28 protein-coding genes and 4 tRNA genes are annotated in these 25,471 nt (G+C 33.7%); 12 read left to right on the forward strand and 20 right to left on the reverse strand.

The window, feature by feature from the left end; translation table 11 throughout:
- Positions 1-82 precede the first annotated feature (82 nt).
- The 5 genes from AC1Q5Z_RS17935 to nirB form a co-directional block, all read right to left on the reverse strand.
- A complete protein-coding gene (locus AC1Q5Z_RS17935) occupies positions 83-742 on the reverse strand; it encodes a response regulator transcription factor (protein ID WP_198856357.1) in 660 nt (219 codons plus the stop codon).
- Positions 743-1,119: 377 nt separating this feature from the next.
- Positions 1,120-2,931: a PAS domain-containing sensor histidine kinase gene (locus tag AC1Q5Z_RS17940; RefSeq protein WP_343588034.1), complete on the reverse strand. Its 1,812-nt coding sequence runs from the start codon at positions 2,929-2,931 to the stop codon at positions 1,120-1,122.
- Between the two features lie 7 nt (positions 2,932-2,938).
- Entirely contained in the window at positions 2,939-3,523 is a 585-nt protein-coding gene (locus AC1Q5Z_RS17945; protein WP_492446227.1) for a DUF4202 domain-containing protein, read from the reverse strand.
- A 249-nt stretch (positions 3,524-3,772) separates the two neighbouring features.
- On the reverse strand, positions 3,773-4,150 hold the full coding sequence (gene nirD, locus AC1Q5Z_RS17950) for a nitrite reductase small subunit NirD (protein ID WP_012026590.1): 378 nt from the start codon (positions 4,148-4,150) through the stop codon (positions 3,773-3,775).
- A gap of 230 nt (positions 4,151-4,380) precedes the next feature.
- The gene (gene nirB / locus AC1Q5Z_RS17955) at positions 4,381-6,894 is read right to left on the reverse strand and encodes a nitrite reductase large subunit NirB (RefSeq protein WP_343588028.1); all 2,514 of its coding nucleotides are present in this window, start codon (positions 6,892-6,894) and stop codon (positions 4,381-4,383) included.
- Between the two features lie 266 nt (positions 6,895-7,160).
- Here nirB and AC1Q5Z_RS17960 point away from each other — a divergent pair, with 266 nt between their 5' ends.
- Positions 7,161-7,934 carry an META domain-containing protein gene (locus tag AC1Q5Z_RS17960; RefSeq protein WP_492446230.1) on the forward strand — a complete coding sequence of 258 codons (774 nt, stop codon included), beginning with the start codon at positions 7,161-7,163 and terminating at the stop codon, positions 7,932-7,934.
- 228 nt (positions 7,935-8,162) lie between these two features.
- On the opposite strand, the gene AC1Q5Z_RS17965 is transcribed toward AC1Q5Z_RS17960, so the two are convergent.
- Complete coding sequence (locus tag AC1Q5Z_RS17965; protein ID WP_198856351.1) at positions 8,163-9,449, reverse strand: DUF2130 domain-containing protein; 1,287 nt, start codon at positions 9,447-9,449, stop codon at positions 8,163-8,165.
- A gap of 304 nt (positions 9,450-9,753) precedes the next feature.
- Positions 9,754-10,635 (reverse strand): LysR family transcriptional regulator, encoded by an 882-nt coding sequence (locus AC1Q5Z_RS17970; protein ID WP_492446232.1) that lies wholly within the window; start codon positions 10,633-10,635, stop codon positions 9,754-9,756.
- Between the two features lie 228 nt (positions 10,636-10,863).
- Here AC1Q5Z_RS17970 and AC1Q5Z_RS17975 point away from each other — a divergent pair, with 228 nt between their 5' ends.
- From AC1Q5Z_RS17975 to AC1Q5Z_RS17985, 3 genes are all read left to right on the forward strand, one after another.
- A complete protein-coding gene (locus tag AC1Q5Z_RS17975; protein WP_492446234.1) occupies positions 10,864-11,571 on the forward strand; it encodes a class I SAM-dependent methyltransferase in 708 nt (235 codons plus the stop codon).
- Between the two features lie 135 nt (positions 11,572-11,706).
- Positions 11,707-11,886 (forward strand): hypothetical protein, encoded by a 180-nt coding sequence (locus AC1Q5Z_RS17980; RefSeq protein ID WP_492446236.1) that lies wholly within the window; start codon positions 11,707-11,709, stop codon positions 11,884-11,886.
- A complete protein-coding gene (locus AC1Q5Z_RS17985) occupies positions 11,883-12,926 on the forward strand; it encodes a dipeptidase (protein WP_492446238.1) in 1,044 nt (347 codons plus the stop codon). Before AC1Q5Z_RS17980 ends, AC1Q5Z_RS17985 begins: the two co-directional genes overlap by 4 nt.
- A 47-nt stretch (positions 12,927-12,973) precedes the next feature.
- Here the strand turns inward: AC1Q5Z_RS17985 and AC1Q5Z_RS17990 are convergent, their stop codons facing one another.
- The 4 genes from AC1Q5Z_RS17990 to AC1Q5Z_RS18005 form a co-directional block, all read right to left on the reverse strand.
- On the reverse strand, positions 12,974-13,453 hold the full coding sequence (locus AC1Q5Z_RS17990; RefSeq protein ID WP_343588015.1) for a DUF3291 domain-containing protein: 480 nt from the start codon (positions 13,451-13,453) through the stop codon (positions 12,974-12,976).
- A gap of 181 nt (positions 13,454-13,634) precedes the next feature.
- Entirely contained in the window at positions 13,635-13,913 is a 279-nt protein-coding gene (locus AC1Q5Z_RS17995; protein WP_198856346.1) for a putative quinol monooxygenase, read from the reverse strand.
- A gap of 2 nt (positions 13,914-13,915) precedes the next feature.
- Entirely contained in the window at positions 13,916-14,521 is a 606-nt protein-coding gene (locus tag AC1Q5Z_RS18000; protein ID WP_286971668.1) for an NAD(P)H-dependent oxidoreductase, read from the reverse strand.
- A 271-nt stretch (positions 14,522-14,792) separates the two neighbouring features.
- Positions 14,793-15,779, reverse strand: coding sequence for an aldo/keto reductase (locus AC1Q5Z_RS18005; protein ID WP_492446240.1), 987 nt, complete (start codon positions 15,777-15,779; stop codon positions 14,793-14,795).
- Between the two features lie 117 nt (positions 15,780-15,896).
- Here AC1Q5Z_RS18005 and AC1Q5Z_RS18010 point away from each other — a divergent pair, with 117 nt between their 5' ends.
- Complete coding sequence (locus AC1Q5Z_RS18010; protein WP_281633254.1) at positions 15,897-16,742, forward strand: AraC family transcriptional regulator; 846 nt, start codon at positions 15,897-15,899, stop codon at positions 16,740-16,742.
- A 250-nt stretch (positions 16,743-16,992) separates the two neighbouring features.
- Here the strand turns inward: AC1Q5Z_RS18010 and AC1Q5Z_RS18015 are convergent, their stop codons facing one another.
- The 3 genes from AC1Q5Z_RS18015 to AC1Q5Z_RS18025 all read right to left on the reverse strand — a co-directional run bounded on the left by AC1Q5Z_RS18015 (position 16,993) and on the right by AC1Q5Z_RS18025 (position 20,071).
- Positions 16,993-18,045, reverse strand: coding sequence for an SMI1/KNR4 family protein (locus tag AC1Q5Z_RS18015; protein WP_492446242.1), 1,053 nt, complete (start codon positions 18,043-18,045; stop codon positions 16,993-16,995).
- 16 nt (positions 18,046-18,061) lie between these two features.
- Positions 18,062-18,823: a C40 family peptidase gene (locus AC1Q5Z_RS18020; protein WP_198856342.1), complete on the reverse strand. Its 762-nt coding sequence runs from the start codon at positions 18,821-18,823 to the stop codon at positions 18,062-18,064.
- Positions 18,824-18,892: 69 nt separating this feature from the next.
- Positions 18,893-20,071, reverse strand: coding sequence for an acetyl-CoA C-acyltransferase (locus AC1Q5Z_RS18025; protein WP_343588190.1), 1,179 nt, complete (start codon positions 20,069-20,071; stop codon positions 18,893-18,895).
- 239 nt (positions 20,072-20,310) lie between these two features.
- On the opposite strand from AC1Q5Z_RS18025, the gene AC1Q5Z_RS18030 reads away from it, so the two are divergent.
- The 5 genes from AC1Q5Z_RS18030 to AC1Q5Z_RS18050 all read left to right on the forward strand — a co-directional run bounded on the left by AC1Q5Z_RS18030 (position 20,311) and on the right by AC1Q5Z_RS18050 (position 21,333).
- Positions 20,311-20,394 (forward strand) — tRNA-Ser (locus AC1Q5Z_RS18030).
- A gap of 14 nt (positions 20,395-20,408) precedes the next feature.
- Positions 20,409-20,483 (forward strand) — tRNA-Pro (locus AC1Q5Z_RS18035).
- Between the two features lie 16 nt (positions 20,484-20,499).
- Positions 20,500-20,573: transfer RNA gene (locus AC1Q5Z_RS18040), tRNA-Arg, on the forward strand.
- A gap of 81 nt (positions 20,574-20,654) precedes the next feature.
- Positions 20,655-20,728: transfer RNA gene (locus tag AC1Q5Z_RS18045), tRNA-Arg, on the forward strand.
- A gap of 107 nt (positions 20,729-20,835) precedes the next feature.
- On the forward strand, positions 20,836-21,333 hold the full coding sequence (locus AC1Q5Z_RS18050) for an AAA family ATPase (RefSeq protein WP_492446245.1): 498 nt from the start codon (positions 20,836-20,838) through the stop codon (positions 21,331-21,333).
- An 87-nt stretch (positions 21,334-21,420) separates the two neighbouring features.
- Here AC1Q5Z_RS18050 and AC1Q5Z_RS18055 read toward each other — a convergent pair whose 3' ends face one another.
- Together AC1Q5Z_RS18055 and AC1Q5Z_RS18060 are read right to left on the reverse strand one after the other, a co-directional pair.
- Positions 21,421-21,933 carry a PRC-barrel domain-containing protein gene (locus AC1Q5Z_RS18055; RefSeq protein WP_278020977.1) on the reverse strand — a complete coding sequence of 171 codons (513 nt, stop codon included), beginning with the start codon at positions 21,931-21,933 and terminating at the stop codon, positions 21,421-21,423.
- A gap of 6 nt (positions 21,934-21,939) precedes the next feature.
- A complete protein-coding gene (locus AC1Q5Z_RS18060) occupies positions 21,940-22,110 on the reverse strand; it encodes a hypothetical protein (RefSeq protein WP_198856338.1) in 171 nt (56 codons plus the stop codon).
- A gap of 287 nt (positions 22,111-22,397) precedes the next feature.
- Here AC1Q5Z_RS18060 and AC1Q5Z_RS18065 point away from each other — a divergent pair, with 287 nt between their 5' ends.
- Positions 22,398-22,916 (forward strand): STM3941 family protein, encoded by a 519-nt coding sequence (locus AC1Q5Z_RS18065; protein ID WP_343589049.1) that lies wholly within the window; start codon positions 22,398-22,400, stop codon positions 22,914-22,916.
- A gap of 32 nt (positions 22,917-22,948) precedes the next feature.
- Here the strand turns inward: AC1Q5Z_RS18065 and AC1Q5Z_RS18070 are convergent, their stop codons facing one another.
- The 4 genes from AC1Q5Z_RS18070 to AC1Q5Z_RS18085 all read right to left on the reverse strand — a co-directional run bounded on the left by AC1Q5Z_RS18070 (position 22,949) and on the right by AC1Q5Z_RS18085 (position 24,929).
- Positions 22,949-23,392: a GNAT family N-acetyltransferase gene (locus AC1Q5Z_RS18070; protein WP_492446246.1), complete on the reverse strand. Its 444-nt coding sequence runs from the start codon at positions 23,390-23,392 to the stop codon at positions 22,949-22,951.
- A gap of 61 nt (positions 23,393-23,453) precedes the next feature.
- Entirely contained in the window at positions 23,454-24,227 is a 774-nt protein-coding gene (locus tag AC1Q5Z_RS18075) for a ThuA domain-containing protein (protein WP_343589046.1), read from the reverse strand.
- Positions 24,228-24,407: 180 nt separating this feature from the next.
- Positions 24,408-24,611, reverse strand: a complete 204-nt coding sequence (locus tag AC1Q5Z_RS18080) for a hypothetical protein (protein ID WP_278020981.1) — start codon at positions 24,609-24,611, stop codon at positions 24,408-24,410.
- Between the two features lie 48 nt (positions 24,612-24,659).
- Complete coding sequence (locus AC1Q5Z_RS18085; RefSeq protein ID WP_198856333.1) at positions 24,660-24,929, reverse strand: hypothetical protein; 270 nt, start codon at positions 24,927-24,929, stop codon at positions 24,660-24,662.
- 122 nt (positions 24,930-25,051) lie between these two features.
- Here AC1Q5Z_RS18085 and AC1Q5Z_RS18090 point away from each other — a divergent pair, with 122 nt between their 5' ends.
- Complete coding sequence (locus AC1Q5Z_RS18090) at positions 25,052-25,378, forward strand: helix-turn-helix domain-containing protein (RefSeq protein WP_198856332.1); 327 nt, start codon at positions 25,052-25,054, stop codon at positions 25,376-25,378.
- The last annotated feature ends 93 nt before the right edge of the window (positions 25,379-25,471 follow it).

Here is a 25,471-nt window from a genome sequence, read left to right on the forward strand (position 1 = left end):
TATGTAAAAATAAGTACTATAACTTAGTTAAAAACTGCTAAAACGCAGTTTTTGAAAAATAATTAAGTATTTATACGTAATTTTAAATTAAAGAATATTCAGTCGCTTTATTAGAAAGTTCCATTAGGTTTTTTACTTTCAGTTTTTTCATTAAGTTGAAACGGTGTACTTCGGCAGTTCGTTTACTAATATCTAAAGCTTCCGCGATTTCTTTGTTTCCTTTTCCTGATAATAAAAGAGTAAGTATTTCTTTTTCTCTTTTTGTAATCATCATTTCTTCACCCAAAGTTTGTTTTGGTTCTAGTGATGCAGACGGATTTGTCAATTGTCCGATTAAAATAGAAGAGATATCGCCACTGAAATATTTTCCTCCAGCAGAAACACTATGAAGCGCTTTTAAAAATTCTTCTTTGCTTGAACCTTTGAGTAGATAACCATCAGCTCCAGCTTTTATAGATTTCAATACATATTCTTCCGATTCGTGCATCGAAAGCATGATGATTTTTACGTTGTTTTTCTCGTTTCTAAGTTTTTCTACTACCTCTATACCAGTTAGATTAGGCATACGAATATCTACTATAAGTAAGTCAGGTTTAGTTGACGCAACGACTTCAAGCGCATCTGCACCGTCAATAGCTTCGCCTACAACCTCAATGTTTGCTTCGTTTTCCAGTAAAGATTTGATTCCGTCTCTAACAAAAACATGGTCATCTGCTAATACTACACGAATGATATTACTCATAATTTACTTAATTTAGATTCTAGATTTTTACGTATATTCATCTATAAAGAAGACGCTAATATACGTACTTTTTTTAAAATTAAATTCCAATATTAAAATTTCTAATGTTGAGAATTTTAAATTTCAACGATGAAACTCTAAATTTTGAGAAAGTTTTACATCAAGTTTGTCATTTCGAGGAACGAGAAATCTCCGCAAGAAACTCCACAATCTAAATCGGCAATCTTTGTAGAGCTACTTGTGGAGATTTCTCGTTCCTCGAAATGACAAATAGCACTTGATGATATACTGGCTCGCACAAAATAATTAGATAATTAGTCAATGTGTCAATTAGATAATGTTTAAAATTACTTTAATTATCTAATTGACACATTATCTCATTTGAGAATCGGAATGTTGAAAGTAATTCTCGTTCCTTCGCCTGGAATAGAGTTCATGAAAACGCGTCCGTTGATGTATTGGATTCTTTCTTTCATGAATAAAAGTCCCATTCCGGATTCGCTGTTGCGTTTTTTGTCGACTGAATTAACATCAAAACCTTTTCCGTTATCGTCAACGATTATGCTTAGAAGTGTTTCACTGTGCGAAAGTTGCACTATAATATGAGATGATTCGGCGTATTTTATGGCGTTGTTGATGGCTTCCTGTGTAAGACGATAAATATTGATTTCAATTAACGAATCTAAACGTTGGTCAAAATCGGTTTTGTTATAGAAAAGAATTTCTTTTCCAGTAAGTTTTGAAAGTTCTTGCGTTAGTTTTGCTAAAGAAGAAACGATTCCGTGATCGCTTAATTCAGGTGGCATCAGGTTGAAAGTGGCTGTGCGGACACCTTTTATGATGTCTAGCGAAAGTTTCTTTAAATACTCAATTTTTTGTTCTGATTTTTCTCGGTCATCTAAATTAATGCTTTCTAAACTGAATTTTAAACCCGTAAGCATTTGACCAATTCCGTCGTGAATTTCTTTGGCAATTCGGTTTTGTTCGTTTTCCTGATTTTCGACGATTTTGCTCGAAATAATCTTTTGCTGATTGATTTTTTCGGTGGTGTTTTCGAGGTTTAAACGTTCGACTTCGCGTTGTGCTTTTTTTCGTTCGGTGATGTTAAAACAAACAATCAAAAGTTCTAGTTCGTCTTTTTTGATCATTACCGGAACCATTGACAAATCGAGCCAAATAGTTTCGTTTTCTTTGTTTAAAATACTGATTTCGCCTTGCCATCCGCTTCGTTGTTTTTCGAAAATTAAGCGATCAAAATTAGTTTGTTCTTTTTCGTCAACGGTTAAAACTTCAGAGAATTTTTTGTTGGATGAAAATTTGGTATAATTCAGCAATTTAGCAAATTTTTCTCCAATGTGAATTATGGAACCGTCGGGCGCAATTCGGCAATATAATAACGTATTTTCCATTGCATAATTGAGCGATTTTAATTCTTTTACCGAATTTTCTTTGATTTCACTGAGAATTTCGGTGTCGTATGCCAGCTTTAAAGCTTTCTTTTCTGAAGATAAAAGTCGTGTAATTAATCGTTCGATTTTCTTATTTGTAGGTCTGAAAATGAATAAGAATTCTAAAAGTAAAACCAAAAGTGTGAAACCGAAAATCCAATATTCTATTTTGCGTTGTTCGGTTACTTTTTCGTGCGCTTCGAGATCGTATTGCGTTACAATCTGATTCATTTTAGAAAGAAAAATGCCTTCGTTTTCTAAAATTGTATTTACAAATTTTTGATTTTCGGCAGTTGTTTTTTTCTGCTTTACATTCAGTAAAAAGGAATCGGTTGTTTGTGCAATTTTGTTGAAAATCGGATTGATTTCGAGATATAATTTAGAAAGTGTTTCTGATTTTTCTTTTGGAAAAGCCAAGCTGTCACTGCCATTTTCGAGCGCATTTTGGTTTTTCTTCCAAAGCGCTAAAACTTCATTTAAATGCGAAATTTGTTTATCAGAAGCGATATCAGAAACGTAATGCAGAATCAGAACTTCTTTGACGATTTTCTGGCTCAGCATTCTCTGTCTGCCTGAAAAATTAATGATTTTAGAATCGCTTAACTGCTGATTCAGATTGTATTGTACTAAAAACTGACTCGCAATTATGGTTAGGGCAATAGTAAGAAGCGCAAAAAAATACAGACGACGTAAATTTTTGAATGTGATTTTTTCTGCAGCTTCCTGATTGCTTTTCTTCATATCTTTTTTACAATCCTAAAGAAGCTTTTATTAGGTTTAAATTTTCTTCAGAATAGTTGATTTTTAAAGCTTCCTGATGTCCTTTGTCGGACATTTTATCCCAAGTTTTTTTGATGATGTTTTTTAGCTTTTCTTTGTCGTGCTTGTGAACGAAAGGTTCTAAGTAATATTCTAAAAATACTAGACAAATTACGTCTTCCAATAATTGTGTTTCGTGATCTTTTTTAAGTAATTTTTTCTCTATCAAGAATGAAACGCGATCGATAAAAGTTTGATCATAGCCTGCTTTTTCAAGAATTTCGGCAGTAGTTTTTGCGTGGAATTTTTTCAGTTCTTCTCTCCATTTCAAATAACCAACGCGGTCCATTGGGTATGATTCGCGGGCAACTTTCCATCGGCAGATATGCTGTGCTTTTGATGCGATTTGGATTTCTTCGGATACATTGGGTTCAAATTGCATCAGTCTTTCGTACATCCTGTTTGAATACAACAATTCTTTGGGATATTCTTTGTTTTGGTCGATTTCGATGTTTGGGTCTTGTGCGTTTTCAGCATCAATCCATTCGCTTGCTTTTTGAAAAGGTGTAGTCATTTTTTGGTTTGATAATAGAATTTCAAAGATACGGAATTAAGTTTTTTTTCGCCACGAATTTCACGAATTAGCACGAATTATTGTTTTTGTTTTTTGCCACAGATTAAAGGATTTTTTAGATTTAATCTTATGTGGTTTTTTTTTTCGCCACGAATTTCACGAATCTCCACGAATTAAATTAGTGTAATTTGTGAAATTCGTGGCAAACAATTTTAATCCTTTTAATCTGTGTAATCTGTGGCCTATAAATTAGTCTGCAAATCCAACAAAAACTTCGTTTTCAACTACTTTAATTGGATACGTTGCAATTTTAAAATCGTCTCCGTTTAAGTTTGAACCATCGACTAAAGAAAAAGTCTTTTTATGCATTGGGCAGGCGATTTTCGGGATATCGTCGGCAGAGCCTGTCATTCCTCTTGAAAGTACCATTTCCATTTTGTGCGGACAGGCATTTTGGCAAGCATACCATTCGTTGCGACGCGTAAAGTTAAAAATGGCGATTTGTTTGTTTTTGTATTTAATGCATCCGCCTCGGTTGGTTGGAAAATCTTCTACTTTACCTGCTTTGAACCAAATTGTTGCATCGCTCGCGTGAACCGTTTCATATTGATTTAAGATTTCTTCCATTTTGATTGAGTTTTGATTTCCTGTTTCTTAGCCCTCTTTTTACAATCAAGAGAGATTTGATGGCGCAGTAAAAAAGAGGGTAAGAAGGACAGCAAACGTTTAATGATTTTTTTTCTTTTTTTGGAGCTTTATGGTGTTTTGCCACTAAGGCGCAAAGACGCTAAGTTTTTTTCTTTAAGTTTTTTTTATTTTGTCTTTGCGACTTTGTGTCTTTGTGGCAAGATATTTTTTTAAGTCCAAGCTTTTGGCATTTTTTGATCTCTTAGCGGAACAAAAACAGCATTATCGTCTTTTTCTTCTGAATTTATAAAGTGATTGAAACGTTTCAATAATCTTGGTTTTTCTAGCACTTGTTTCCATTCGCATTCGAAAGTATTGACTAAAGTTTGCATTTCGGCTTCTAGAGTTTCGCAGATTCCTAAGCTATCTTCAATGATTACTTCTTTCAAATATTCTAAACCTCCGTCTAATTTTTCTAACCAGGTTGAAGTTCGAATCAACGGGCCAGCGGTGCGGATGTAATACATTAAAAATCTATCCATGTATTTTATTACGGTCTCTTTATCGATTTTTTCGGCCAATAAAACTGCGTGTTTTGGATTTGCACCACCATTTCCTGCGATGTATAAATTCCATCCGCCTTCAACTGCGATTAATCCGAAATCTTTTCCGCGGGCTTCGGCGCATTCGCGAATGCAGGCTGAAACGCCACCTTTTAATTTATGAGGAGAACGGATTCCTTTATATCTGTTTTCTAGTTCGATGGCAAAACCAGCGCTGTCGTCCATTCCGTAACGACACCAAGCATTTCCGACACAGCTTTTTACGGCACGAAGGGATTTTCCGTAGGCATGACCGCTTTCAAAACCATTGTCGATTAGGATTTTCCAGATTTTTGGTAAATCATTTAAATGTGCTCCGAATAAATCAACTCTTTGCGCTCCTGTAATTTTGGTATATAAATCGAATTGTTTGGCTACTTCGCCAATTACGATTAGTTTTTCGGCTGTAATTTCTCCTCCTGCAACTCTTGGAACAACTGAATAAGTTCCATTTCGTTGAATGTTCGCTAAAAATCTGTCGTTTGTATCTTGAGTTGTAACATGTTTGTTTGCAGTATCATTATAAATACTTGAGAAAATTGAAGCGACAACTGGTTTGCAAACCTCGCAACCATCGCCTTTTCCGTGATGATCTAAAACATCATAGAAATTCTCATATTTATTGATTTTTACTAAATCGAATAATTCCTGACGTGTGTAACTAAAATGCTCGCAAATCACTTCTTTTACTTCTTTTCCTAAAGATTTCTGCGTTGCCTTTACCAAATCAGAAACCATTGGTTTACAGCCTCCACAACCAGAAGTTGCTTTAGTTGCTTTTACAACATCTGAAAAAGTAGCGCAGGATTCGTCTAAAATTTTACAACAAATTGAACCTTTAGTGACATTTTCGCAAGAACAGATCACTGCTGTGTCTGGCAAATCCATTACGCTTCCTAAAGAAGAACCTTCAGAACCATCGCGAGAGCCTAAAATCAAATCTTCCGGATTTTTAGGCAATGCCATTTCATTGATATAAATCTGGAAAAGGGAATTGTAATCGCTAGAATCTCCAACTAAAATTCCGCCTAAAAGTTTTTTAGAATCTTTGGTAACGTTGATTCTTTTATAAACGCCGCTTAATTTATTTTCATAAATAATAGCGGTAACGTCATTGTTTTCAATAAAAGGATCGCCAAAACTTGCCACTTCAACACCAATTAATTTCAATTGAGTCGACATATCGATGGTTTCTCTCATGGTTTTATCACCATTTAAAATTTGCTCTGCAGCAACATCGGCCATTTCGTAACCTGGAGCAACCAATCCGTAAATGTTTTGGTTGTAAAGCGCTGCTTCGCCAATCGCAAAAATAGAAGGATCTGATGTTCGCATTTCATTGTTTACCACAATTCCGCCTCGTACGCCAACTTCAAGTCCAGAAACTCTAGCCAGTTCGTCGCGAGGTTTGATTCCGGCAGAAATAACCAACATGTCTACTTTTAACAATTCGTCGTTTGCAAACATCATTCCTGTTATACTTTCTTTTCCGTCGATATATTGTGTTGCTTTGTTGAGATGAATTCCGATGTTTAATTCTTCAATTTTAGCTTGTAGCATATCACTCGCGCCTTGATCCAATTGTCTCGGCATCAAACGTGGGGCAAATTCCACCACATGCGGATTCAATCCTAAATCTCTAACAGCTTTTGCAGCTTCAAGGCCTAATAAACCTCCACCTAAAACAGCAGCTTCAGTTGCACCTTTTTGTTTTATTTTTTTGGCGTAAGCCATTATCGCATCAAGATCTTCAATTGTTCTGTATACAAAAACACCTTCTTTTTCGACACCTTCAATTGGTGGAACAAAAGCTGATGAACCTGTTGCTAAAACTAAGTAGTCGTACGTATGTGTTTTTTCTAAATGAGTATGTATTGTTTTTTCTGTACGGTTAATATCTGTAATTAATTCAGAAGTGTTTAGAATAATATTGTTTTCTGCGTACCATTGGGTTGTTGAAAGAGATAGGTCGTCTGCCGTTTTTCCTCCAAAGTACTCGCTTAAGTGAACGCGATCATAAGCGCGTCTTGGTTCTTCACCAAATACAGTGATTTGATACTTTTCCTGTCCTGATTTTGCAACAAACTTTTCGCAAAATTTATAACCAACCATGCCGTTTCCAACTACTATTACTCTAATCATGATTTCTTTAATTAAGTATTATTACGCAAATATAAGTATTTGTACTTATAAAAATACGTAATAAATTTATTTTTTTTAAGTGTATAGATTTTTTTTACTACGTATTTTACTTTGATCTTTTACGTAGTGCGGATTACGAATGATTTTGTCGTACTTAGTTTTTTTAAATTTGAAAGGATTCTAAATAAGCGTTTCAAAAAAATGTCGTAAATTCATAAGAATTTTATAGATGTTTTACGAAGAAGAACATTTTTAATTTAGATCTCATGAAAAAAGTACTCTCATTATTGTTGTTATCATTTTTAATGATAGGCTGTAAAACGACAGCAAATAAAGAAACTGCACAAGCGGGTTCGACAAGTTCTACAGAAGAAGATTTAAAATATTATTTTAAAGGAACAGGAAACGAACCGTTTTGGGGAATCAAAATAGGGAATGAGGAAATCGTTTTTACATCATTAATACCTGGGAAAGAAAAAGTCATTTTTCCCGCTGTGGAAGCTATTAGAGCAATGGATGCGAATGTGAAAATGTATAAAGTAAGTAACGAAACAGCTTCTGCAACTATAACAATTCAGCAGTTAGATTGCCAAGATTCAATGTCTGGTTCGATTTCTCCTTATAGTGTAAAAGTCGAAATCAAAAATAATTCAGAATTAGAAACGAAAAAAGTAAACGGCTGCGGAAAATATTTAACCGATTATCGTCTTCATGATATTTGGGTTTTGGAAGAACTAAATGGTTATAAGGTTTTTGCAACTGATTTTCAAAAAGAAATGCCTCGAATTGAAATTAATTCATCTGAAAATAGATTTTCTGGTTACGGAGGTTGTAATGCGATTAGCGGTTCTATTTTTTATGAAAAGGATTTGCTAAGATTTACAAAGGTAATTTCGACTTTAATGGCCTGCCCGCAAGGAAATAAAGAAGGTGAATTTACAAAAGTGTTGCAAAGCACAACTACTTATTCTATCGGGAATAATCAGTTGATTTTGTCAAATCCTTCTGGGAAATTGGCTGTTTTTAAGAAGGTGGATTAGTTTGTGAATTTATTATTTCCCGTAGATTTGCTTTGCCTATTTGCTATCGCTCGCGTTGAAGATTGAGCAGACATTTTAACGCATTTTTTGTCATTTCGACGAAGGAGAAATCTTCGCAAGTAGCTCCGTTCTTATAAGTCAATCTTTGTCGAGCTTCTCGTGGAGATTTCTCCTTCGTCGAAATGACAATATTGTGTTTAATGCATGATCTTCAACATGTTTTTTTTGTTACTCAAACAATTCCTTAGTTTCTTCCTCTTCATCATCGCCTTCAATAAAATCCAATTCCAAAGCTTTCACACTCTGAACTGCATTTCCGGCAATACCGCGAATCGAACCGTACATTCCTAAAGTATTGTGAACTACTTTTTCGATTTGTTTTTCACGCTGTTTCCAGATTCTCTGCATGGCTCTTTTTTCAGAATCAAGGTCATTTTGCATCGTAGTGAATCCTTCTACAATTCCTTCAATTTGTAAACGGAATTCATTGCTCGTTAAGAAATCATATAACATCGACATTTTATCGCCTTTGTTTTCCTGTGCTTGAACGGCTTGATTAATCTGAATCAACGATTGACGCAAGACGGCACTTAAACCTTTAAATTCTTCATACGTACAAATCCAGATTCCGTCACGCATTCCCATTCTATCCATTCCAGAAGGCATAACTTCGGTAACCAAAACACCAATATTGGCTCTTTTAGTTCTAATATCGTTTTTGAATTTCTCGATCCAAGAAGGCTGAAAAGCTTTTGTTCTTTTACTTTCGTAATAAATAGAACCGCAATTTTGGTGTTCTCTTGTGTTTACAACTTGAAGACAATCGGCGCCGTTTGCGCCTTTTTTAATTTCGTCAATACTGTCAAGAGGAAAGTTGTTTGCCAGCCATTCTTCGATAGCTAATTCCATTACTTCACCTTGCAATTGCATTGAACCTTGTTCTTGCTTGCGTTTCATTTCTTCAGTTAGCTTTTTTTGTTCTTCTAGCTGTTTCTGAAGTTCTTTGAATTTCAATTCGTTTTTATCGTCTTCTTGTTTTCTGATTTTTTCGCGTTCCAAAGTCAATTGAGCGTTTAATTGCTTTTCGGCTTCGGCTTGAATGGCATCTTTCATTTCCAGTTTTTCGCGCTGTAACTTGGCGATTTCACCTTCCATTTTATTTAATTCCCTGATTTTTTCCGATTTTTCAGAGAGTTCTTTTTCCATTAAAAGCAAACGGTCCTTGTTTTCTTCTTCAAGTTTGGTTTTTAGTTTTTCAGAAATTTCTTTTTCCGCAATTTTTCTTTCACGTTCCAAACGCTCGGCAAAAAGTTCGTTTTCTTGTTTCTTTTTGGCTTCAAATTCGGCTTTGGCTTTATCCAATTGTTCGTTTTTAAGCTCTAATTCTTTATTTTGAATAGTCGCTTTTTGTTGAAATTCTTTACGGATACTGTCTTCTAATTGATGTTTTAAAACATCATTTACGTCGATAGGAGTTCCGCAGTTTGGACACTGAATAGAAGATTGCTCAGCCATTTTATATTGAAATTTTATTGTAGAATTTGAATTTGCTAAGATATTTAAAAGTTCTCTTTTTGTGGTATGGATTTCTGTACTAATTTGTAACGAATTTTTGTTATAGTCACGAAGGCGCTAAGATGCAAAGTTTTTTTTGCCACAGATTAAAAGGATTAAAAAGGATTTTTTTATTTCACGCAGATTTTATAAGATTTAGGCAGATTACAAAGATGTTTTTCATACAGTTTGTCATTTCTCATTCCTCGAAATGACAAAAATGAGAGAAAATCCTTTTAATCTGTGGCAAAAAAAACTTCGTGCCTTAACGTCTTTGTAGCAGTAAAAAAGCAACAGCAGATCGAGTAATCTCAGAATCATCTTCCCTCGAAGTTATAATCGAAACATTTGTTTTTAAATTAACCTTTTTCAATTCAATAAAACCAATTTCTGTATCCTGATTGTTTTTGGCAACGTTTGAAGGAACGATTGAAATTCCCAATCCATTTTTGACTAATTGTACGATGGAGTTGATGTTATTGGCTTCGTGAATGATTTTCGGTGTGAAGCCATAAAAAGCACAAAGTTCTAATAAAACTTCATGATAATGTGGTGCGTAATCTTTATTAAAAAACACAAATGTTTCGTTTTTCAGTTTTAAAATCTCATTTTCTGATTTTATCTGAACAGATTTTTTATTGTAAACCAATGAAAATCCGTCTTTAAACCATAAATCTGATTTAATTTTAGGTGACTGAATAGGTGATCGAATAATTCCCATTTCGATTTTTCCTTGTTCTAAAGCATCGATTTGTTTTGTGGTTGAGATTTCAAAAAGTTTGAAATTGACATAGGGAAATTGCGCTTTAAGATGTTTAATTAAATCTGAAATTATTGCTGAATAAATCGAACTGATATAAGCAATTCTGAATTCGCCCGAAACGTTTTCTGCGATCTTTTTTGTTTTGAGTGAAATGCGTTCAAGATTCAGGAAGAGGTCTTTTGTTTCTTTTTCAAAATATTTTCCTGCTTCTGTGAGTTCTACTTTTTTGTTGTTTCGAATGAAAAGTTTTGCTTGAAGCTCTTCTTCCAATTCAGCTATTTGTCGGCTTAATGGAGGTTGAGAAATAAATAGTTTTTCTGAAGCTTTGGTAAAGTTTAGTTCTTGGGCTACAGCCAGAAAATATTTTAAGTGACGTAATTCCATGATACTTTTAAAGTATTATTAATTGATAAAAATAGTATTTTTAAAGTATTTATTAAAAGAATAGTTTTGAAAAATCAAAAAATAATTCTCTCGCAGATTGAGCAGATAAAGCAGATTATTAATTTTTAGATAAATCATTCTTAATCATAATAATATCCAATCATATAATAGCAAAAAGATTCGCTCAATCTGTTTGATCTGCGAGAGATTCAAAAAAAACAAAAGACCATGAAAAAATCAACTATTGAAGAAATCAAAGAACGATTTGACAATGATGTCGAACGATTTTCAAATTTAGAAACGGGACAAGTAGCAACAATAGATGCTACTATTTCTTTAGAATTAATAACCGAAGCTTCAAAACGTATTGTTCCGAAGGCTAAAAATGTGTTAGATGTTGGCTGCGGAGCCGGAAATTATACTTTAAAAATGTTATCTAAAGTGCCAAATTTAAATTGCACTTTGGTCGATTTGAGTTTGCCAATGTTAGAACGTGCTTTTCAAAGGGTTTCAGCTGAAACCAACGGAAAAGTAGTAACAAAACAAGGCGATATTCGCGAAATAGATTTAGAAGAAAATAGTTTTGATATTATTTTGGCAGGTGCAGTTTTGCATCATTTGCGTGATGATAACGATTGGGAAACGACTTTTACTAAATTGTTTAAATTATTGAAACCCGGCGGTTGTTTGATGATTTCGGATTTAATCACACAAGACACAGAATTATTAAATGAATATACTTGGCAGCGTTATGGGGAATATTTAGAAGGAATTGGAGGGGCAGAGTACCGCCAGAAAGTTTTGGATTATATCGAAAAAGAAGATTCTCCAAGATCGATGAATTATCAATTGGATTTAATGAAAAAAGTAGGTTTTTCAAAAGTTGAAATTTTACATAAAAACATGTGTTTTGGCGCTTTTGGAGGAATAAAATAAAAGTTTAATCGTTTGATTTTTGTTTTTGGTCGGTTTTATGTTTCTGTCTGTATAATAATTGATTGATGAAGTGAAAAAAAGTGTTGTTTTGTATAATCAAGTTCTATTTTTTCTTTCACAACTTAAATATTTAAAATGAGCAATAATCAACAATGGAATCGCAGAAGTTTTCTGTTTACAATGAGTGGAGCGGGAGCAGCTTTAATGTTAAATCCGCTTTTGTCTTGGGCTGCAACTGAGCAAGATCCTAGAGTTGCTGCTATTGTTGAAAGAACATTTGGAATCGATACACACAATCTATTGATGTTCCTTTGATAAAATCGGAGCTGCCAGGCCCAAAAGTTGATTTGTTTGGTGAAATGCAGAAATCTGGCTTATCTGCAATTTGTATGACTTTTGCCGTTGATTATCAGAAATTAGTTAATCCGGGAGATGCTTACGAAAGATTTCTAAATGGGTTAACTGCAATGGATGAAATATTAATTGCTAATAATATGAATCGCGCTCTCAATTACGCTGATTTGGAAGGCGCTCATAAAAATAAAAAGCCTATAGTAATTCAATCTGTCGAGGGCGGACATTTTTTAGAAGGCAAAATTGAACGCTTGCAGGTTGCTTACGATAGAGGTTTAAGACATTTAGGTTTGCTTCATGACAATGATGCTTCCGTTCCGTTAGGTGATATTTTTACAAAAACACCTCAATGGGGCGGCCTTACTTCTTTTGGTGCTGAAACAATTAAAGAATGTGAAAGATTCGGTATTTTGGTCGATTTGTCGCATTGTGATGATAATACGGTGAACGGAGCTTTAAAAGTTGCTAAGAAACCTGTTTTAGTTTCGCATACAGGTTTAAATACCCGTCTTGGAACAAATGAATTTATGTCTAAAATGATGATGCCAAGACTTATAAGTAAAGAACAGGCAAAAATTGTAGCAGATCACGGCAGTGTAATTGGGGTTTGGACACATCTCGCTGATTCACCAACTGAATTTGCAGATAATATAAAAGCTATGGTTGACGTAGTTGGTGTCGATCATGTTTGCATTGGAACTGATACTAAACTGACTCCAGCTTATCGTTCTCCAAATGATAAAGGATGGGGGCAAGGAGATAATAAAAAACCGGAAGATAAAAAGGAAGAGCCCCAAAAACAAAACGATCAAAAAAGGCAAAATACTAATAAAAAGCAAGGACCACAAGGAACTAACCAATCTTGGGGAATTGAGAAGCAGGGATTTTATTATACCGTTGTTGAATCTTTACTGAAAGCGGGTTTTAAAGAAAAAGAGATTGCTAAAATCGGCGGTGGAAATTATTGCCGAATATTTGATATTGCAACGAAAAGATCTTAATCTGTCAAAGAGTATTTGTAAACAAAACAAAAGCGAAATAAAATTCTTTATTTCGCTTTTGTTTTGTCTTTATTTGGTGAAGGATATTTGTTTCTAAGATCAAAAACTAATTCTGAAGGGCCATTTTTCTGTAGGTAATCTAATTTTTCTACAGCTTCTTCCATGCTTGGAATTTCTCCTTTTGGAATCCACCACATGGCTGTATGCGCTTTTCCGAATTTCTGAAACCATTCTTTTCGGCGTCTCAAAAATTCACTGTGAAAAGTTTTGTACATATAATGTTCCAAAGTTTCAATGCTTTCCCAAACTGAAACATTGATGATAATTTGCTCATCATTGTACGGATTCAGACTTGTGGCATTGTAACTGTCAGTTTCGTCTTTTAATCTCCAAACAAAACCTTCGCTTTCTTCGGCTAAAGTGTTTACTGCATCTAAATTATCTACAAATTCTTTCATAATTGGGTCGTTAATGTCGACTCCTTTCATTTTGGCAATATTAATTTCGGCAAGATGATAATGACTCATAGTTTTTATATTCTGAATGAAAGGCAATTTAGCTTTTTTCTGAATAATTATTTTAAGGAAATAAGTTACGTTTGTAACAGTTATTGAACCTGCTAGGTTTTTAAAACCTTGTAGGTCTTTTTTTTTTAGGTAGGTTTTAAAGATATACCTACAAGGTTTTGGAAACCTTGCAGGAAGTGATTTATAAAATCTGTGCAGTTTTGTAAACCTGAATTGGGCTTGAAACAAGATTTTCGGTTTTTTGGATAAAATCCTTTAAGTAAGATTGGTTGTTGTGTAAGTCTAAACCAATTTGGTCTTTCCATTCTTCCCAAAGAATAAAAACATTTTCTGAAGTGTGTAAATCGTAACGAATACATGCAGCTTCTTTTCTAGTTTCTGTTACTAGATGTGTCAGAAGGTTTTGAATTTCAAGTAAATGTTCTGGTTTACTTTTTAAAATTGCGGTAATCGAAATCATAATTATAAGTTTTTAAAGGTTTCTTCAAGATGTTTCGTATAATTCTCCTTAAAGATAACGATATTTTCTGGTGTAGCACCTTTTTCAACGTCATGGAAATGGAATCCGTTTATACGTTCCATTCCTGTAAATTTATTCATTTTATGGAAACCAAACATTGCGCCGTCATCAACCGAAGTTTGATCGAAGAATTCTCCCGGAAGTGTAAAAGCCGTTGCTGGAGCATTCCAGCTTGTGGTAAGCATGTATTTACGTCCGTGCAAAAGTCCGCCGGTTCCGTAATTGATATCTGGATTTACGCGGCTTCTTCCATCGCTCTTGTAAATTCCTTTGTTGTGACCTGCTGTGAAAACATCGTCTATGTATTTTTTGAAAAGGTTTGGAAGTTGAAACCACCAAACAGGTGTATGGTAAATGATTACATCTGCCCAAACAAATTTTTCTACTTCTTGGTCAAGATCGATATTGTCTTCTACGTGAGTTGTTTTTATTTCGTATTCGTTGCTTTTTGAAAGAAATTCGGTTGTCCAGTCTTGCACTGTTTTGTTGAATTTTCCTCCTGAATGGGCAAATTTTTGCCCGCCGTTAATTATAAATATCTTTTTCATTTTTATTATTGTTTCTTCTGAAAATGGGATGCATGAGGGAAAGGAGTGATGTTCTTATTCTTTAAAAAGAAAGAGATTTAGCGGATAGCCCAAATTCTAATTATTTAATTTTTTGAGATTTTTTAAACACATAGAAACATAGGTTTTTCTTTCTCGAAAAGTTGATGGAAAGAAACTAGTTTCTAACACATGGAGTTTTATGTTTATTGATTCAAATGAAACATCTTTGACAATAACTAAAAGCTATGTTTCTATGTGTTTAAAAGTAGAATTATTTTATTTTAGCAATTGCCTGATTTATGAATTCTAATTCTGAAGCTGATAAATCGAAATTCATTGCTTTAGCGTTTGAAATGGCTTGTTCTGCGTTTCTTGCTCCAGCTAAAACTATTGCAATTCCTTTTTGTAAAGAAGTCCAACGTAAAACTAATTGTGATAAACTTGCTTCTTTTGCGTGTGCTAAAGATGTTAATTCTTCGACTAAAGTTTTTACTTTTTGAAGATCGAATTGACTGAAATATCCGTTTCTGTGATCGTTTTCTTTTAATTTGCTATCTGTAAAATATTTTCCAGTCAATAACCCTCTTTCCATTGGACTGTAAGCAATGATTCCGATATTTTCTGCAACTGTAAACGGAATTAATTCTTCTTCAATTTTGCGGTTCAACATGCTATAAGCGACTTGATTTGAAGCGACTTGAATTGTTTTTTGTGCTTCTTGAATTTGTGAAACGTTGTAATTGCTTACTCCAAAAGCTTTAATTTTTCCTTGTTTGATTAGGCTTTCTGCAGCTTCCATTGTTTCAGAAATTGGAGTTGTTGAATCTGGCCAGTGAATTTGCAGTAAATCGATATAATCTGTTTGAAGACGTTTTAAGCTTTCCTCAACTTCTTTAATTACGTTTGCTTTTGATGAGTACTTATATACTGGAACTTTTTTTCCGTTGTCGTCAGCGTCAAAGAAGAAATCGCCTTTTCCGTTGTTGCTTCCGTCCCAAACTAAACCGAATTTGGTAAGTAGTTGAATTTTAGAGCGGTCGTAAGATTTTATGGCTTCACCGATCATTTCTTCACTTAAACCAAATCCGTAAAAAGGAGCGGTGTCGATTGTGGTAACGCCGTGATCGATTGAAGCTTGGACAGATGCTATTGAATCTTTCTTTTCTGTTCCGCCCCACATGGTTCCGCCAATAGCAAAAGCGCCGTATGTAATAGCTGATAATTCAAGTTCTGAGTTGCCTAGTTTTCTATATTCCATGATTGTGATTTTTTATGTTTAAAATTGATGAGGCAAAATTATACTGTTTTTGTGATTCTTATTTGGTATATATTTGTCTTTTTTAGGTATATTTGCATCTTCAAATAAAATGGAATTATGAAAAAAGAAAACTTATATGAACCTTTTACGGTTTCTTTTGAAACGCTGAATGAATATCCAGACGTTGGAGATCGTCATAATTTTTTCGAATTGGTTTATATTCTAGAAGGAACGGGAAGGCAATGTATTAACAAGAATATTTTTGAATACGATCCAGGGCATTTGTTTTTATTAACGCCTGAGGATTGCCATAATTTTACAATTGAAACCGAAACGAAATTTTTCTTTTTAAGGTTTAATGATATTTATTTGAAAAACTCGAGCCTGCAAAATGAAAATATTCAGCGATTAGAATATATACTTCAAAATGCCAATCATCAACCGGGTTGTATTCTTAAAAATGATCCCGATAAATGTTTAGTGAAAGTAATGATTGAAGCAATCTGCCGAGAACATCAGGATAAAGATGTTTACAATCAGGAATTGATTCAGCAGTTAGTGAATACGCTAATCATTATTGTGGCGAGAAATATCGCGAAATACTTGCCTGAACAAGTAACCATAAATACTGAGGCTAAAGCGATGGATATTCTACAATATATTCAGAACAATATCTATTATCCTGAAAAAATCAAAGCGGAATCAATTAGTGATTATTTCGGAATCTCGAATACTTATTTAGGACGTTATTTTAAAAAACATGCAAGCGAAACGATGCAGCAATATATCAGTAATTATAAAACGAAACTGATAGAGCACCGTTTGCAATTTAGCGAGAAACGTATTAATGAAATAGCCTATGAATTTGGCTTTACGGATGAAAGCCATTTTAATAAGTTTTTTAGAAAACAAAAAGGTTATAGTCCGTCTGAGTTTAGAAAGACAATTCGATTGAGCGCTTAGGCTTTTTAGCCACGACCCGAGCGATAGCGAACAGGCGAAGCAATTCCCGAATTTGCACTAATTTATTTTGCCACAGATTAATTGGATTAAAAATGATTTTTTTTGCTTATTAATTTTCTCTCGCAGATTTAGCAGATTATGCGGATTTATTTTTTTAATCTGTTTAAATCTGCTAAATCTGCGTGAGAATAAAAGAAGAATCCGTGTAAATCCGCGTTTTCGCAAAGCGAATCAGTTTTATCCGCGTATTTTAGTTTTCTTTACCAATAATAAAATCAAAATGCTCGGTTTTACCAGCTTTTAAATTGTTTATTTCATTTTGGATTAATTCTTCTAATGAATCTGCAACTATTAGGCGTGACCAAGATTCGTTTTGAAGTTCTATGATTTGTCCAAATTTTCCTTTTAATGCTGGATCTGTATCATACAATAAGTAATCACCATTTCTACCTGTAGCAAACGGAATCCATTTTGGGTTGGCGTAATTGTTTGTGTTGATTTTTTCGAAATCTAGTTCCTGTTCAGGCAAATCGTCTTCGTCGAATTGTAAATCCTGAATTGAATTCCATTCTTCTGCAATATCTTCAAAAGGAATAAGTTCGTACGCCCAATTATTAATTAAAATCTGAAAAGTTGAAGTGACAGCATCATAATCGACATTTTGAACTTTGTAAAAGTTGATAAGTGCCGGGGGAATTGTAATATCGTCTTCTAGTTCTGTGTGTTCTTGAATATCTTCAATAGAAATTCCCTCTGCAAGATTGTAATAATCGTTGTTTGTAGAGACGATTTTATTGATTTCCAAAATCCATTCTTGCCATAAAGGCTGAAATGATTGGAATGCAGGATCAAGAGGAGCACTAATTTTCTTTTCTTTTTCTTTAGCAGCAGAAATGCTCAAACTTGTAATTTTGCTATCTTCTTTATCAAACCAAACACTGATTCCGTTAAGGATAAAAGCGCCGCTTCTGTCTCCTTTAAAGAGTTTTACAAGCTGATTTTTGTTGTTTTCGTAGTAATGAAATAATTCTTGCCCTTCAAAAATAAATTTTCCTGAAAAAATACTTTTTGCACAATAATCATATTCGCGAAGTTCGAGTTCAACAGCAAGGCTTTCGACCTTATTTCCTTCTTTAGAAAAAGCCATAATGCCTTGGTCGTCCCAAGTGTAAATATGATTGTATTGTTTTTTAAGATATCTAGATTCTCCTAAAGCTTGTTTTAAAACTGTTATATCAATTGGGAATTCGATGTTTATATTGTTAATCTGAAAGCCTGTTTTGGATAATTCAAGTTTTGTCATTTCGCTTTTTTAGGAATTAGATAATCTTCTTAATCACACGAAGTTTGTGAGTGTGTTTGTTTAATTCGGGATTGTAGATTCCAGTATGGTCCAAACGGTCAATACGAACTTTTCCACTTGCGTGAATGATGTAGTTGTTTTCCATGATGATACCAACATGAGTTATATTTCCTTCGTCATTGTCGAAGAAAGCCAAATCACCTGGTTCACATTCTTCAATAAAACTCAAGGGATCGCCTTCAAGTGCTTGTTGCGATGCATCACGATGAATTTTATAGCCGTTTAATTTGTAAACCATTTGGGTAAAACCAGAACAGTCAATTCCAAAAGGCGTTTTTCCGCCCCATAAATACGGAGCATTCAAATACATAAAAGCGGTTTTAATTAAAGCGCTTTTAGGTTTGATACCGCTGGTTTTGGTTCCTTCAAAATCAAAATTTGAAGTATTGATTTCGCTATTGTTTAAGAAAGATAATGAAGCTCCAAGCGGAATAGGAAGTAATAGATTATTTGGTGCAGTGATATAATCAATTAAATCGGCATTTAAAATAATTGACTCTTTACTCAAAAGATCAAATTGCTCTTTTGTAATTTCCTGATATTGCTTAGAATCTACCCAGCCTTCATAGTCATCAAACTGAATCCTGATTCGCGCCCATTGATTTTTACGTTCTAAAATTTCGATATGCTCGCCAAACAAAAGTTGTGTGACAATTTCACTTCTGTCGCTAGCTTCAGCGCGAACGGGTACTATGGCTAAATTGCAAATTCCAAACATTTAAGGAAATTTATAAGTTGAAAAATCAGGAGTTATATTGATAACTCCTGATTTTTTTGAGATATTGTTTTAAGCTCTTTCGATAACAATTGCTGATGCGCCACCACCACCGTTGCAAATTGCGGCAGCTCCAGTTTTTGCATTGTTTTGTTCTAAAACATTAAGTAAAGTTACAATTATACGTGCTCCAGAAGCTCCAAGAGGATGTCCTAAAGAAACTGCACCACCGTTTACGTTTACTTTATCGTTATCAAGATTTAATATTTTTGCATTGGCTAATCCAACTACAGAGAAAGCTTCGTTGAATTCAAAATAATCAACATGTGAAATTGAAATTCCTGCTTTGTCTAAAGCTTTTGGTAATGCTTTTGCTGGACTTGTTGTAAACCATTTTGGTTCTTGTGCAGCATCTGCGTAGCCTTTTATGTAAGCTAAAGGTTTTAAGCCTAATGCATTTGCTTTTTCTTCAGACATTAAAACCAAAGCAGCAGCTCCGTCATTAATTGTTGAAGCGTTTGCAGCAGTTACAGTTCCGTCTTTAGTGAAAACTGGTGCTAAAGATGGAATTTTATCTAATTTCACATTAGTATATTCTTCGTCTTTAGAGAATATAATTGGTTCGCCGCGTCTTTGAGGAACTTCAACAGGAACAACTTCATTGTCAAATTTTCCAGCGTCCCAAGCTTTTGCGCTTCTTTCATAAGATTGAATTGCAAATGCATCTTGTTCTTCACGGCTGATTTTGTATTCAGATGCACATAAGTCAGCGCAAACTCCCATTGCGTTGTTATCGTAAGCATCGGTTAAGCCGTCTTTCTGCATTCCATCAAGCATAGTTGCCGGACCAAATTTATTTCCAGTACGCATTTGTACATAGTGAGGAATCAAGCTCATGCTTTCCATTCCGCCCGCTACCACAATTTCAGCGTCACCACATGCGATTGCTTGAGCAGCAAACATTACAGCTTTCATTCCAGAAGCACATACTTTGTTTACTGTTGTAGCGGCAACTTCTTCTGATAATCCGGCAAATAATGCAGCCTGACGTGCAGGAGCTTGTCCGACACCCGCCTGGATTACATTCCCCATGAAAACTTCATCGACTAATTTTGGGTCAAGGTTAATTTTTGAAAGCGCTCCTTTTATGGCAGCAGCGCCTAATTTTGGTGCAGGTACAGTAGATAACCCGCCCATGAAACTTCCGATAGGTGTTCTAACGGCAGAAACGATAACAACTCTTTTGTTCATTTTCTGTTTAATAATAGTTAGTAAGCAAATTTAATGTTTATTTGAATAAATTCAAATTTTGTATTGAATCGAGCTGAATTTAAATTTAGGGTGAAATTTTTGTTAATTCTATTCGTTTGATTGTGAAGTGTTTTGAGAAAAAGATTAAAAAAAACTAAAAAAACTCAAAAAAAAGCTTGTGAGAAATGGAATGTTGTTATACATTTGCACTCGCAAAACGGAAGCAATTCCTTGAGCAAGGAGAGGTGCCAGAGCGGTAATGGAGCAGATTGCTAATCTGTCGACGGGTAACCGTCGCCAGGGTTCGAGTCCCTGTCTCTCCGCTTGATTTTTGCCTCGGGGTGTAGCGTAGCCCGGTTATCGCGCCTGCTTTGGGAGCAGGAGGCCGCAGGTTCGAATCCTGCCACCCCGACTACAATTGAAATAATGGTCGCATAGCTCAGCTGGATAGAGCACCTGCCTTCTAAGCAGGCGGTCGAAGGTTCGAATCCTTCTGCGATCACAAAAAACCATTCGTCTCGAATGGTTTTTTTGTTTTTATGTAAATAGTTTTGATTTCTATTCTTAGAAATTTTGAAATAATGGTTCCATAGCTCAGCTGGATAGAGCAACGCACTTCTAATGCGTAGGTCGAAGGTTCGAATCCTTCTGGGATCACTTTATAGGATGATCATTTTTGATCATCCTTTTTTGTTTTGCACCTATTTTGTTTATTTTTAGTTGTTTATGGTTAAAAAATATTAATGGTATGAGAATAGCAATTCTTGGAACTCATTAAGGTTGGTAAAACCACATTAGCAGAAAAACTGCATGAAACTCTTCCTGATTATGAGTTTTATTCAGAACCGTATTTTGAATTGCAGGAAATGGGTTTTGATTTTTCTGAAACGCCTACTGCAGATGATTATATAATCCAGTTAGAACATTCTTTAAAGCAAATTGTAAGAAGTAACAAAAACGCTATTTTTGACCGCTGTCCAATTGATCTTTTGGCATATGCTTTAGCGGTTGATGATAAATTGAATTTTTCGTCAATATTTAATAAAATTCAAAATGCAATTAAAGAAATTGACGTTTTTGTATTTGTTCCTATTGAACAGCCAGATCGAATTTTGTGCTCAGATTCAGATTTACCTGAACTGAGGTCTGAAGTAAATGATGTAATCCGAGAATTAATTGATGATTTTGATTTGGAAGTAATTGAAGTAATAGGAAGTTTATCTGAAAGGTTAAATCAAGTTCAAAATAAAATAGAGCATTAAAGAGATAAAATAAATAAAGACCAAACATTCTTGAACGCTTGGTCTTTATTTGTTTGTAATATTTGTTTTTAATGCAAATTACATTTATCAATAATTGTCAAATTCTCTTCGTTTGTAAAAAGTATCGTCATTACTTTCAGAAGCAAGGCGCGATTGTTCAGTAGGATAATAAGAATTCAATACTCTTCTTTCGTATTCCCTATCAAAATCATTTTGCCAGTTATATCTGCTTGTTTTTCTAAATGTATCATATCCAATATTGTTGGCCATGACAATTTTGGTATCTTTATTTATACTGACAGAACCAATTGGTATAATAATGTGGCTGTCTCCATCTTTATAGATAAATTCCTTTCCATTTTCATTTGCAATTGCATCATGTACTTCATTACGACTGTCTTCTATTAATCCTTTATCAAGATTAACGTCTAGATAAACAACACGTTGCATATCTTTATTAACCCAAAGGTTATCAATTTTTCCTATTGTGCGGTTGTCTGCGTCTACAATTTTCCAACCTCTTACATCAGAATAGTTTGAAGCGACTTTATAATCAGAAAGCTCGTCTAATCTGTATAAATTTCTATCTTTATTTTCCATAGTTTCTTAATAATTTGCTGTGCTGTCTACACTAGAATTGTTTTCGATTTCCATTCTGTTTTCATTTTGCACTTGGTCATCTTTCAAAAAGACATAGTATACAAGTGCTGAGATTAATAGGACTGCTACAATCCATGGCCAAATTGGCTTCTTTTTCTCAATTTTAATTTCTGCCATAACCTGTATTTTTATTATGAATATTTAGTTTTATGATAAAGGTACTAATGGAAATTACGTTCGAAAGTATTTAATTTCATATAGAAGTTATAGAATTTCCAGTTGGATAGAAAATTGATTTACAATATTTTGTGAGCTTAGTTGTTTGAAATGTATTAATTGAAATTGTTTTTGTCTCTTTAGTTAAACCAATGTTTATGGGAGTTTCTTGTGTTCTTAAATTGTTTTGCAGTAAATTGCTTATTCATTTTTAATTCTAATAACAAATAAAATTTTTACTGCACCCCATGAATGAAGGAATAAATTTTTACCGAAATGCCAAGAAAACAAGAAGCTTACTTTTATATGCTAGCGCATTAAGTATTTTAATAGCGATTGCATTTTTATACGGAATAGGAACTTTTGATGGAGTATTTAAAATAAAACTATCAGTTGCTTCAGGTGCTATTCTTTTAATAATGCTTGTTTTGATATTTAAAATGCTTGCAAGTATAAAAGACAAATCTCCATTAATTCAAATAGATTCAAATGGTTTTTCTGGAAGAACAACTCCAGTAGCTAAAGCTTTCGGAAGAATAGAGTGGCAAGACGTTACCGATGTGCAACTAAATAAAGTAGGAGGTGACACTTTGGTTGCCATCACAATTGATAATATAGCCAAGTATGATGGTCGCGCGTCTAAATTTCTTTGGAAAATGGCTTATGATGAGCAAAATTCGAAATTGAATATAATGTATTCCGCTTCAGAAATTGAAATTAATGCAGATGAATTATATAAGCTGTTTTTAGAACATTGGAAAAAATAAAAATAGTCTGTTGTAAAATTTAAAGAGCCACTTTAATGAAGTGGCTCTTTTGTTAGTTCTAAATGCAAAATCGGATAGGGTTTTCCGCAGCCGTCTAGATCAGAAGTAGATTTTACTTCAAATCCAAAATGCTTGTAAAATGCAGTGGCTGTTTGGTTATCTTTATTTACATCAACTTTTGAGATTTTAAGTTCTTCAATTGCATATAATAATAACTTTTTTCCGATTCCTTTTCCGATTTGGCCCGCTGTTACAAACAACATTTCTAAGTTCTCATCATGAGTTCCGATAAAACCAATAATTTGTTGTTGGTCATTTTTTATACAGTTTAAAGAAACATTGTCAAAAAAGTTTGGAATAAGTTCTTTGTAAAATATAAAATCTTCAGGTTTTAAAAAATCGTGCGTTGCCTTTACTGAAGATTCCCACACTGAAATTAATTCTTGATATTCTGATTTATTGACTTTTTGAATCACAATTGATAAATGTTTGTTTTTTGATAATCGGCAAAAATAGCAATTATGTGTAATATTGGTTTTATCTTTTTGCGGCTGCCCAGAAAATTGAGTTTCTCAATAGAGTAGTGTATGCTTCGTTTTGAAATAATTCTGGTGCGTGTCCCATAAAAATGTAAACATTTCGTGAAGCAAAGTGATCGTTTGTCCAAACCACAGGATGATCTCCCATTTTTACTTTTGAATCTGGCTGGTAAGTAGATTCATCAACAGAAGCTAGAACATGAACATTTGTTCTCGGACTTTTATCGTAAATGTACCATTCTTCTTTTTTGACTAGAAAATCTATCGGAATTCCTTTTGTTACAGGATGAGATTTGTCTTCAATAGTTACTTTGCCACTCGCAAAATCTGGAATATAATTAACAAATCTGATTCCGCCCATAAAATCAGAAAACCACTTCCACATTGGATATCCGTCAAACTCTCCAAGCAATGTCGCGTGATGCAGTCCAACCCAGCCACATTTCCCACTGTCCATATATTTCTGAAATGCCTGCATTGATTCTTCGCTCCAGGTGTACGGAGGATAATCCAATTGTATAAAGACTTGATATTGCTTTAAAAGCGCTTCGTTGATGTTTTTTGTACTTTCTATATAATCGATTGTAAAACTGCTGTCAATAGCGAGTTTATTCAACCAAGGTTTGGCTGCTTTTGTAAAAGGAAGATGATGTCCGCCGTTTTCGTACAAAACTAAAGCTTTAAAACGCGACTTCTTTTGTTTTTGAGCTAGACAGTCTTGTTGAAGGAAACAGCCTAAAATAAGTAAAATAAAAAGTGTTATGTTTTTCATTGTTGTGTAAAAGTTGCAGTTAAGCTAACGGTAATAGCTTTTAGTGGCAAATTACAAAAAAATGAAAATTTTTTTAAGTTTAATATTTTACGTTAAAAACTGAAATTTACAACACAAATCAAGTCTGTCATTGTCTGTGTTGTAAAATTCTAAAAAAGAACGATGTGTATTTGATGTGATTTAATTCGTCATTCTTTTTGCTTTTTCCATTTGTTTAAAACATTTGGAGTGAATTTCAAGTCCTTCTTTATATTGTTCAAAACTCATTCCGTATAGAAATGATTTGCTTTTTAAATCAATCTTACTTGATGCTGGGGTTTCAAATTGATTTTTAATAGAATCTGTTGGAATATTTTCTTTTTTATTGGTATTCTGATTTGTCATAAAATTAAAAGTTTGATAAAAGATGTTTTTTCTAAATGCTTTGTAAACTCAAGAGGTTAAAAGTTTTATTTTCTCGATTGCTTCTTTATTTTCATTTGCTACTTCTACCAATGCCAATAAAATATCGTTTCTAAATATTGTTTTATTTCGAACATTTCTAACTAATGATTTGCTAGGAGCAGGCTGCCCTTTTTTGATGATACAAGCAATTGTAAGATCAACATAGGTTACAGGTAAATGCTTATCTATAAATTCATAAGCTTTTTTATTGTGAGAATTATCTTCTTTAAAATTGCTATTATTGATTAATTTTGACATATATTTGCTAAGTATTAATAACATGGTAATTGGCTTATGTAAATGTAGGAATAATATTATATTTATTATTCTTTTTAATGTTAAAAAATATATTTTAGCTATATTTTGAATGAATTTTAATAATGATGTATCACGAAAAATTAAGTAAATTCTTTAAGGACAAAGGATTGAAACAAAAGGAAGTTGGGGCGATTCTAGGATTTAGCCCTGCAATGATTGGGAGGTATTTACATGGAACGGCTAATATAGGTTCTGAATTTATTATTAGCTTAAGTAAAAATTTTCCAGATGTGGATTTGAATGATCTTTTTGCTCCCGATGAGCAAAATATGGTTAATGAAATGGGAGCAGTTTACCAAAAACAAACAATTTTGAATGACCTAGAAGAAATAGAAGGGCGTATTCATAATATTAGACTTCGTCTAGTAGATAAAAAGTTTGAGGAGTAATTGCAAGTTTCCCAAGAAAATATCTAACAAATTTAAACTTTACAGCAGTAATGAAACCACTCTATTTGGAGTGGTTTTTTTGTTATAAAATAC

Source organism: Flavobacterium sp. GW823-FHT06G12, assembly GCF_058794775.1.

Coding starts and splice junctions, on each gene's coding strand:
- AC1Q5Z_RS17935 (WP_198856357.1), bottom strand. CDS start 742: ATGAGTAATATCATTCGTGTAGTATTAGCAGATGACCATGTTTTTGTT.
- AC1Q5Z_RS17940 (WP_343588034.1), bottom strand. CDS start 2,931: ATGAAGAAAAGCAATCAGGAAGCTGCAGAAAAAATCACATTCAAAAAT.
- AC1Q5Z_RS17945 (WP_492446227.1), bottom strand. CDS start 3,523: ATGACTACACCTTTTCAAAAAGCAAGCGAATGGATTGATGCTGAAAAC.
- nirD (WP_012026590.1), bottom strand. CDS start 4,150: ATGGAAGAAATCTTAAATCAATATGAAACGGTTCACGCGAGCGATGCA.
- nirB (WP_343588028.1), bottom strand. CDS start 6,894: ATGATTAGAGTAATAGTAGTTGGAAACGGCATGGTTGGTTATAAATTT.
- AC1Q5Z_RS17960 (WP_492446230.1), top strand. CDS start 7,161: ATGAAAAAAGTACTCTCATTATTGTTGTTATCATTTTTAATGATAGGC.
- AC1Q5Z_RS17965 (WP_198856351.1), bottom strand. CDS start 9,449: ATGGCTGAGCAATCTTCTATTCAGTGTCCAAACTGCGGAACTCCTATC.
- AC1Q5Z_RS17970 (WP_492446232.1), bottom strand. CDS start 10,635: ATGGAATTACGTCACTTAAAATATTTTCTGGCTGTAGCCCAAGAACTA.
- AC1Q5Z_RS17975 (WP_492446234.1), top strand. CDS start 10,864: ATGAAAAAATCAACTATTGAAGAAATCAAAGAACGATTTGACAATGAT.
- AC1Q5Z_RS17980 (WP_492446236.1), top strand. CDS start 11,707: ATGAGCAATAATCAACAATGGAATCGCAGAAGTTTTCTGTTTACAATG.
- AC1Q5Z_RS17990 (WP_343588015.1), bottom strand. CDS start 13,453: ATGAGTCATTATCATCTTGCCGAAATTAATATTGCCAAAATGAAAGGA.
- AC1Q5Z_RS17995 (WP_198856346.1), bottom strand. CDS start 13,913: ATGATTTCGATTACCGCAATTTTAAAAAGTAAACCAGAACATTTACTT.
- AC1Q5Z_RS18000 (WP_286971668.1), bottom strand. CDS start 14,521: ATGAAAAAGATATTTATAATTAACGGCGGGCAAAAATTTGCCCATTCA.
- AC1Q5Z_RS18005 (WP_492446240.1), bottom strand. CDS start 15,779: ATGGAATATAGAAAACTAGGCAACTCAGAACTTGAATTATCAGCTATT.
- AC1Q5Z_RS18010 (WP_281633254.1), top strand. CDS start 15,897: ATGAAAAAAGAAAACTTATATGAACCTTTTACGGTTTCTTTTGAAACG.
- AC1Q5Z_RS18015 (WP_492446242.1), bottom strand. CDS start 18,045: ATGACAAAACTTGAATTATCCAAAACAGGCTTTCAGATTAACAATATA.
- AC1Q5Z_RS18020 (WP_198856342.1), bottom strand. CDS start 18,823: ATGTTTGGAATTTGCAATTTAGCCATAGTACCCGTTCGCGCTGAAGCT.
- AC1Q5Z_RS18025 (WP_343588190.1), bottom strand. CDS start 20,071: ATGAACAAAAGAGTTGTTATCGTTTCTGCCGTTAGAACACCTATCGGA.
- AC1Q5Z_RS18055 (WP_278020977.1), bottom strand. CDS start 21,933: ATGGAAAATAAAGATAGAAATTTATACAGATTAGACGAGCTTTCTGAT.
- AC1Q5Z_RS18060 (WP_198856338.1), bottom strand. CDS start 22,110: ATGGCAGAAATTAAAATTGAGAAAAAGAAGCCAATTTGGCCATGGATT.
- AC1Q5Z_RS18065 (WP_343589049.1), top strand. CDS start 22,398: ATGAATGAAGGAATAAATTTTTACCGAAATGCCAAGAAAACAAGAAGC.
- AC1Q5Z_RS18075 (WP_343589046.1), bottom strand. CDS start 24,227: ATGAAAAACATAACACTTTTTATTTTACTTATTTTAGGCTGTTTCCTT.
- AC1Q5Z_RS18080 (WP_278020981.1), bottom strand. CDS start 24,611: ATGACAAATCAGAATACCAATAAAAAAGAAAATATTCCAACAGATTCT.
- AC1Q5Z_RS18085 (WP_198856333.1), bottom strand. CDS start 24,929: ATGTCAAAATTAATCAATAATAGCAATTTTAAAGAAGATAATTCTCAC.
- AC1Q5Z_RS18090 (WP_198856332.1), top strand. CDS start 25,052: ATGATGTATCACGAAAAATTAAGTAAATTCTTTAAGGACAAAGGATTG.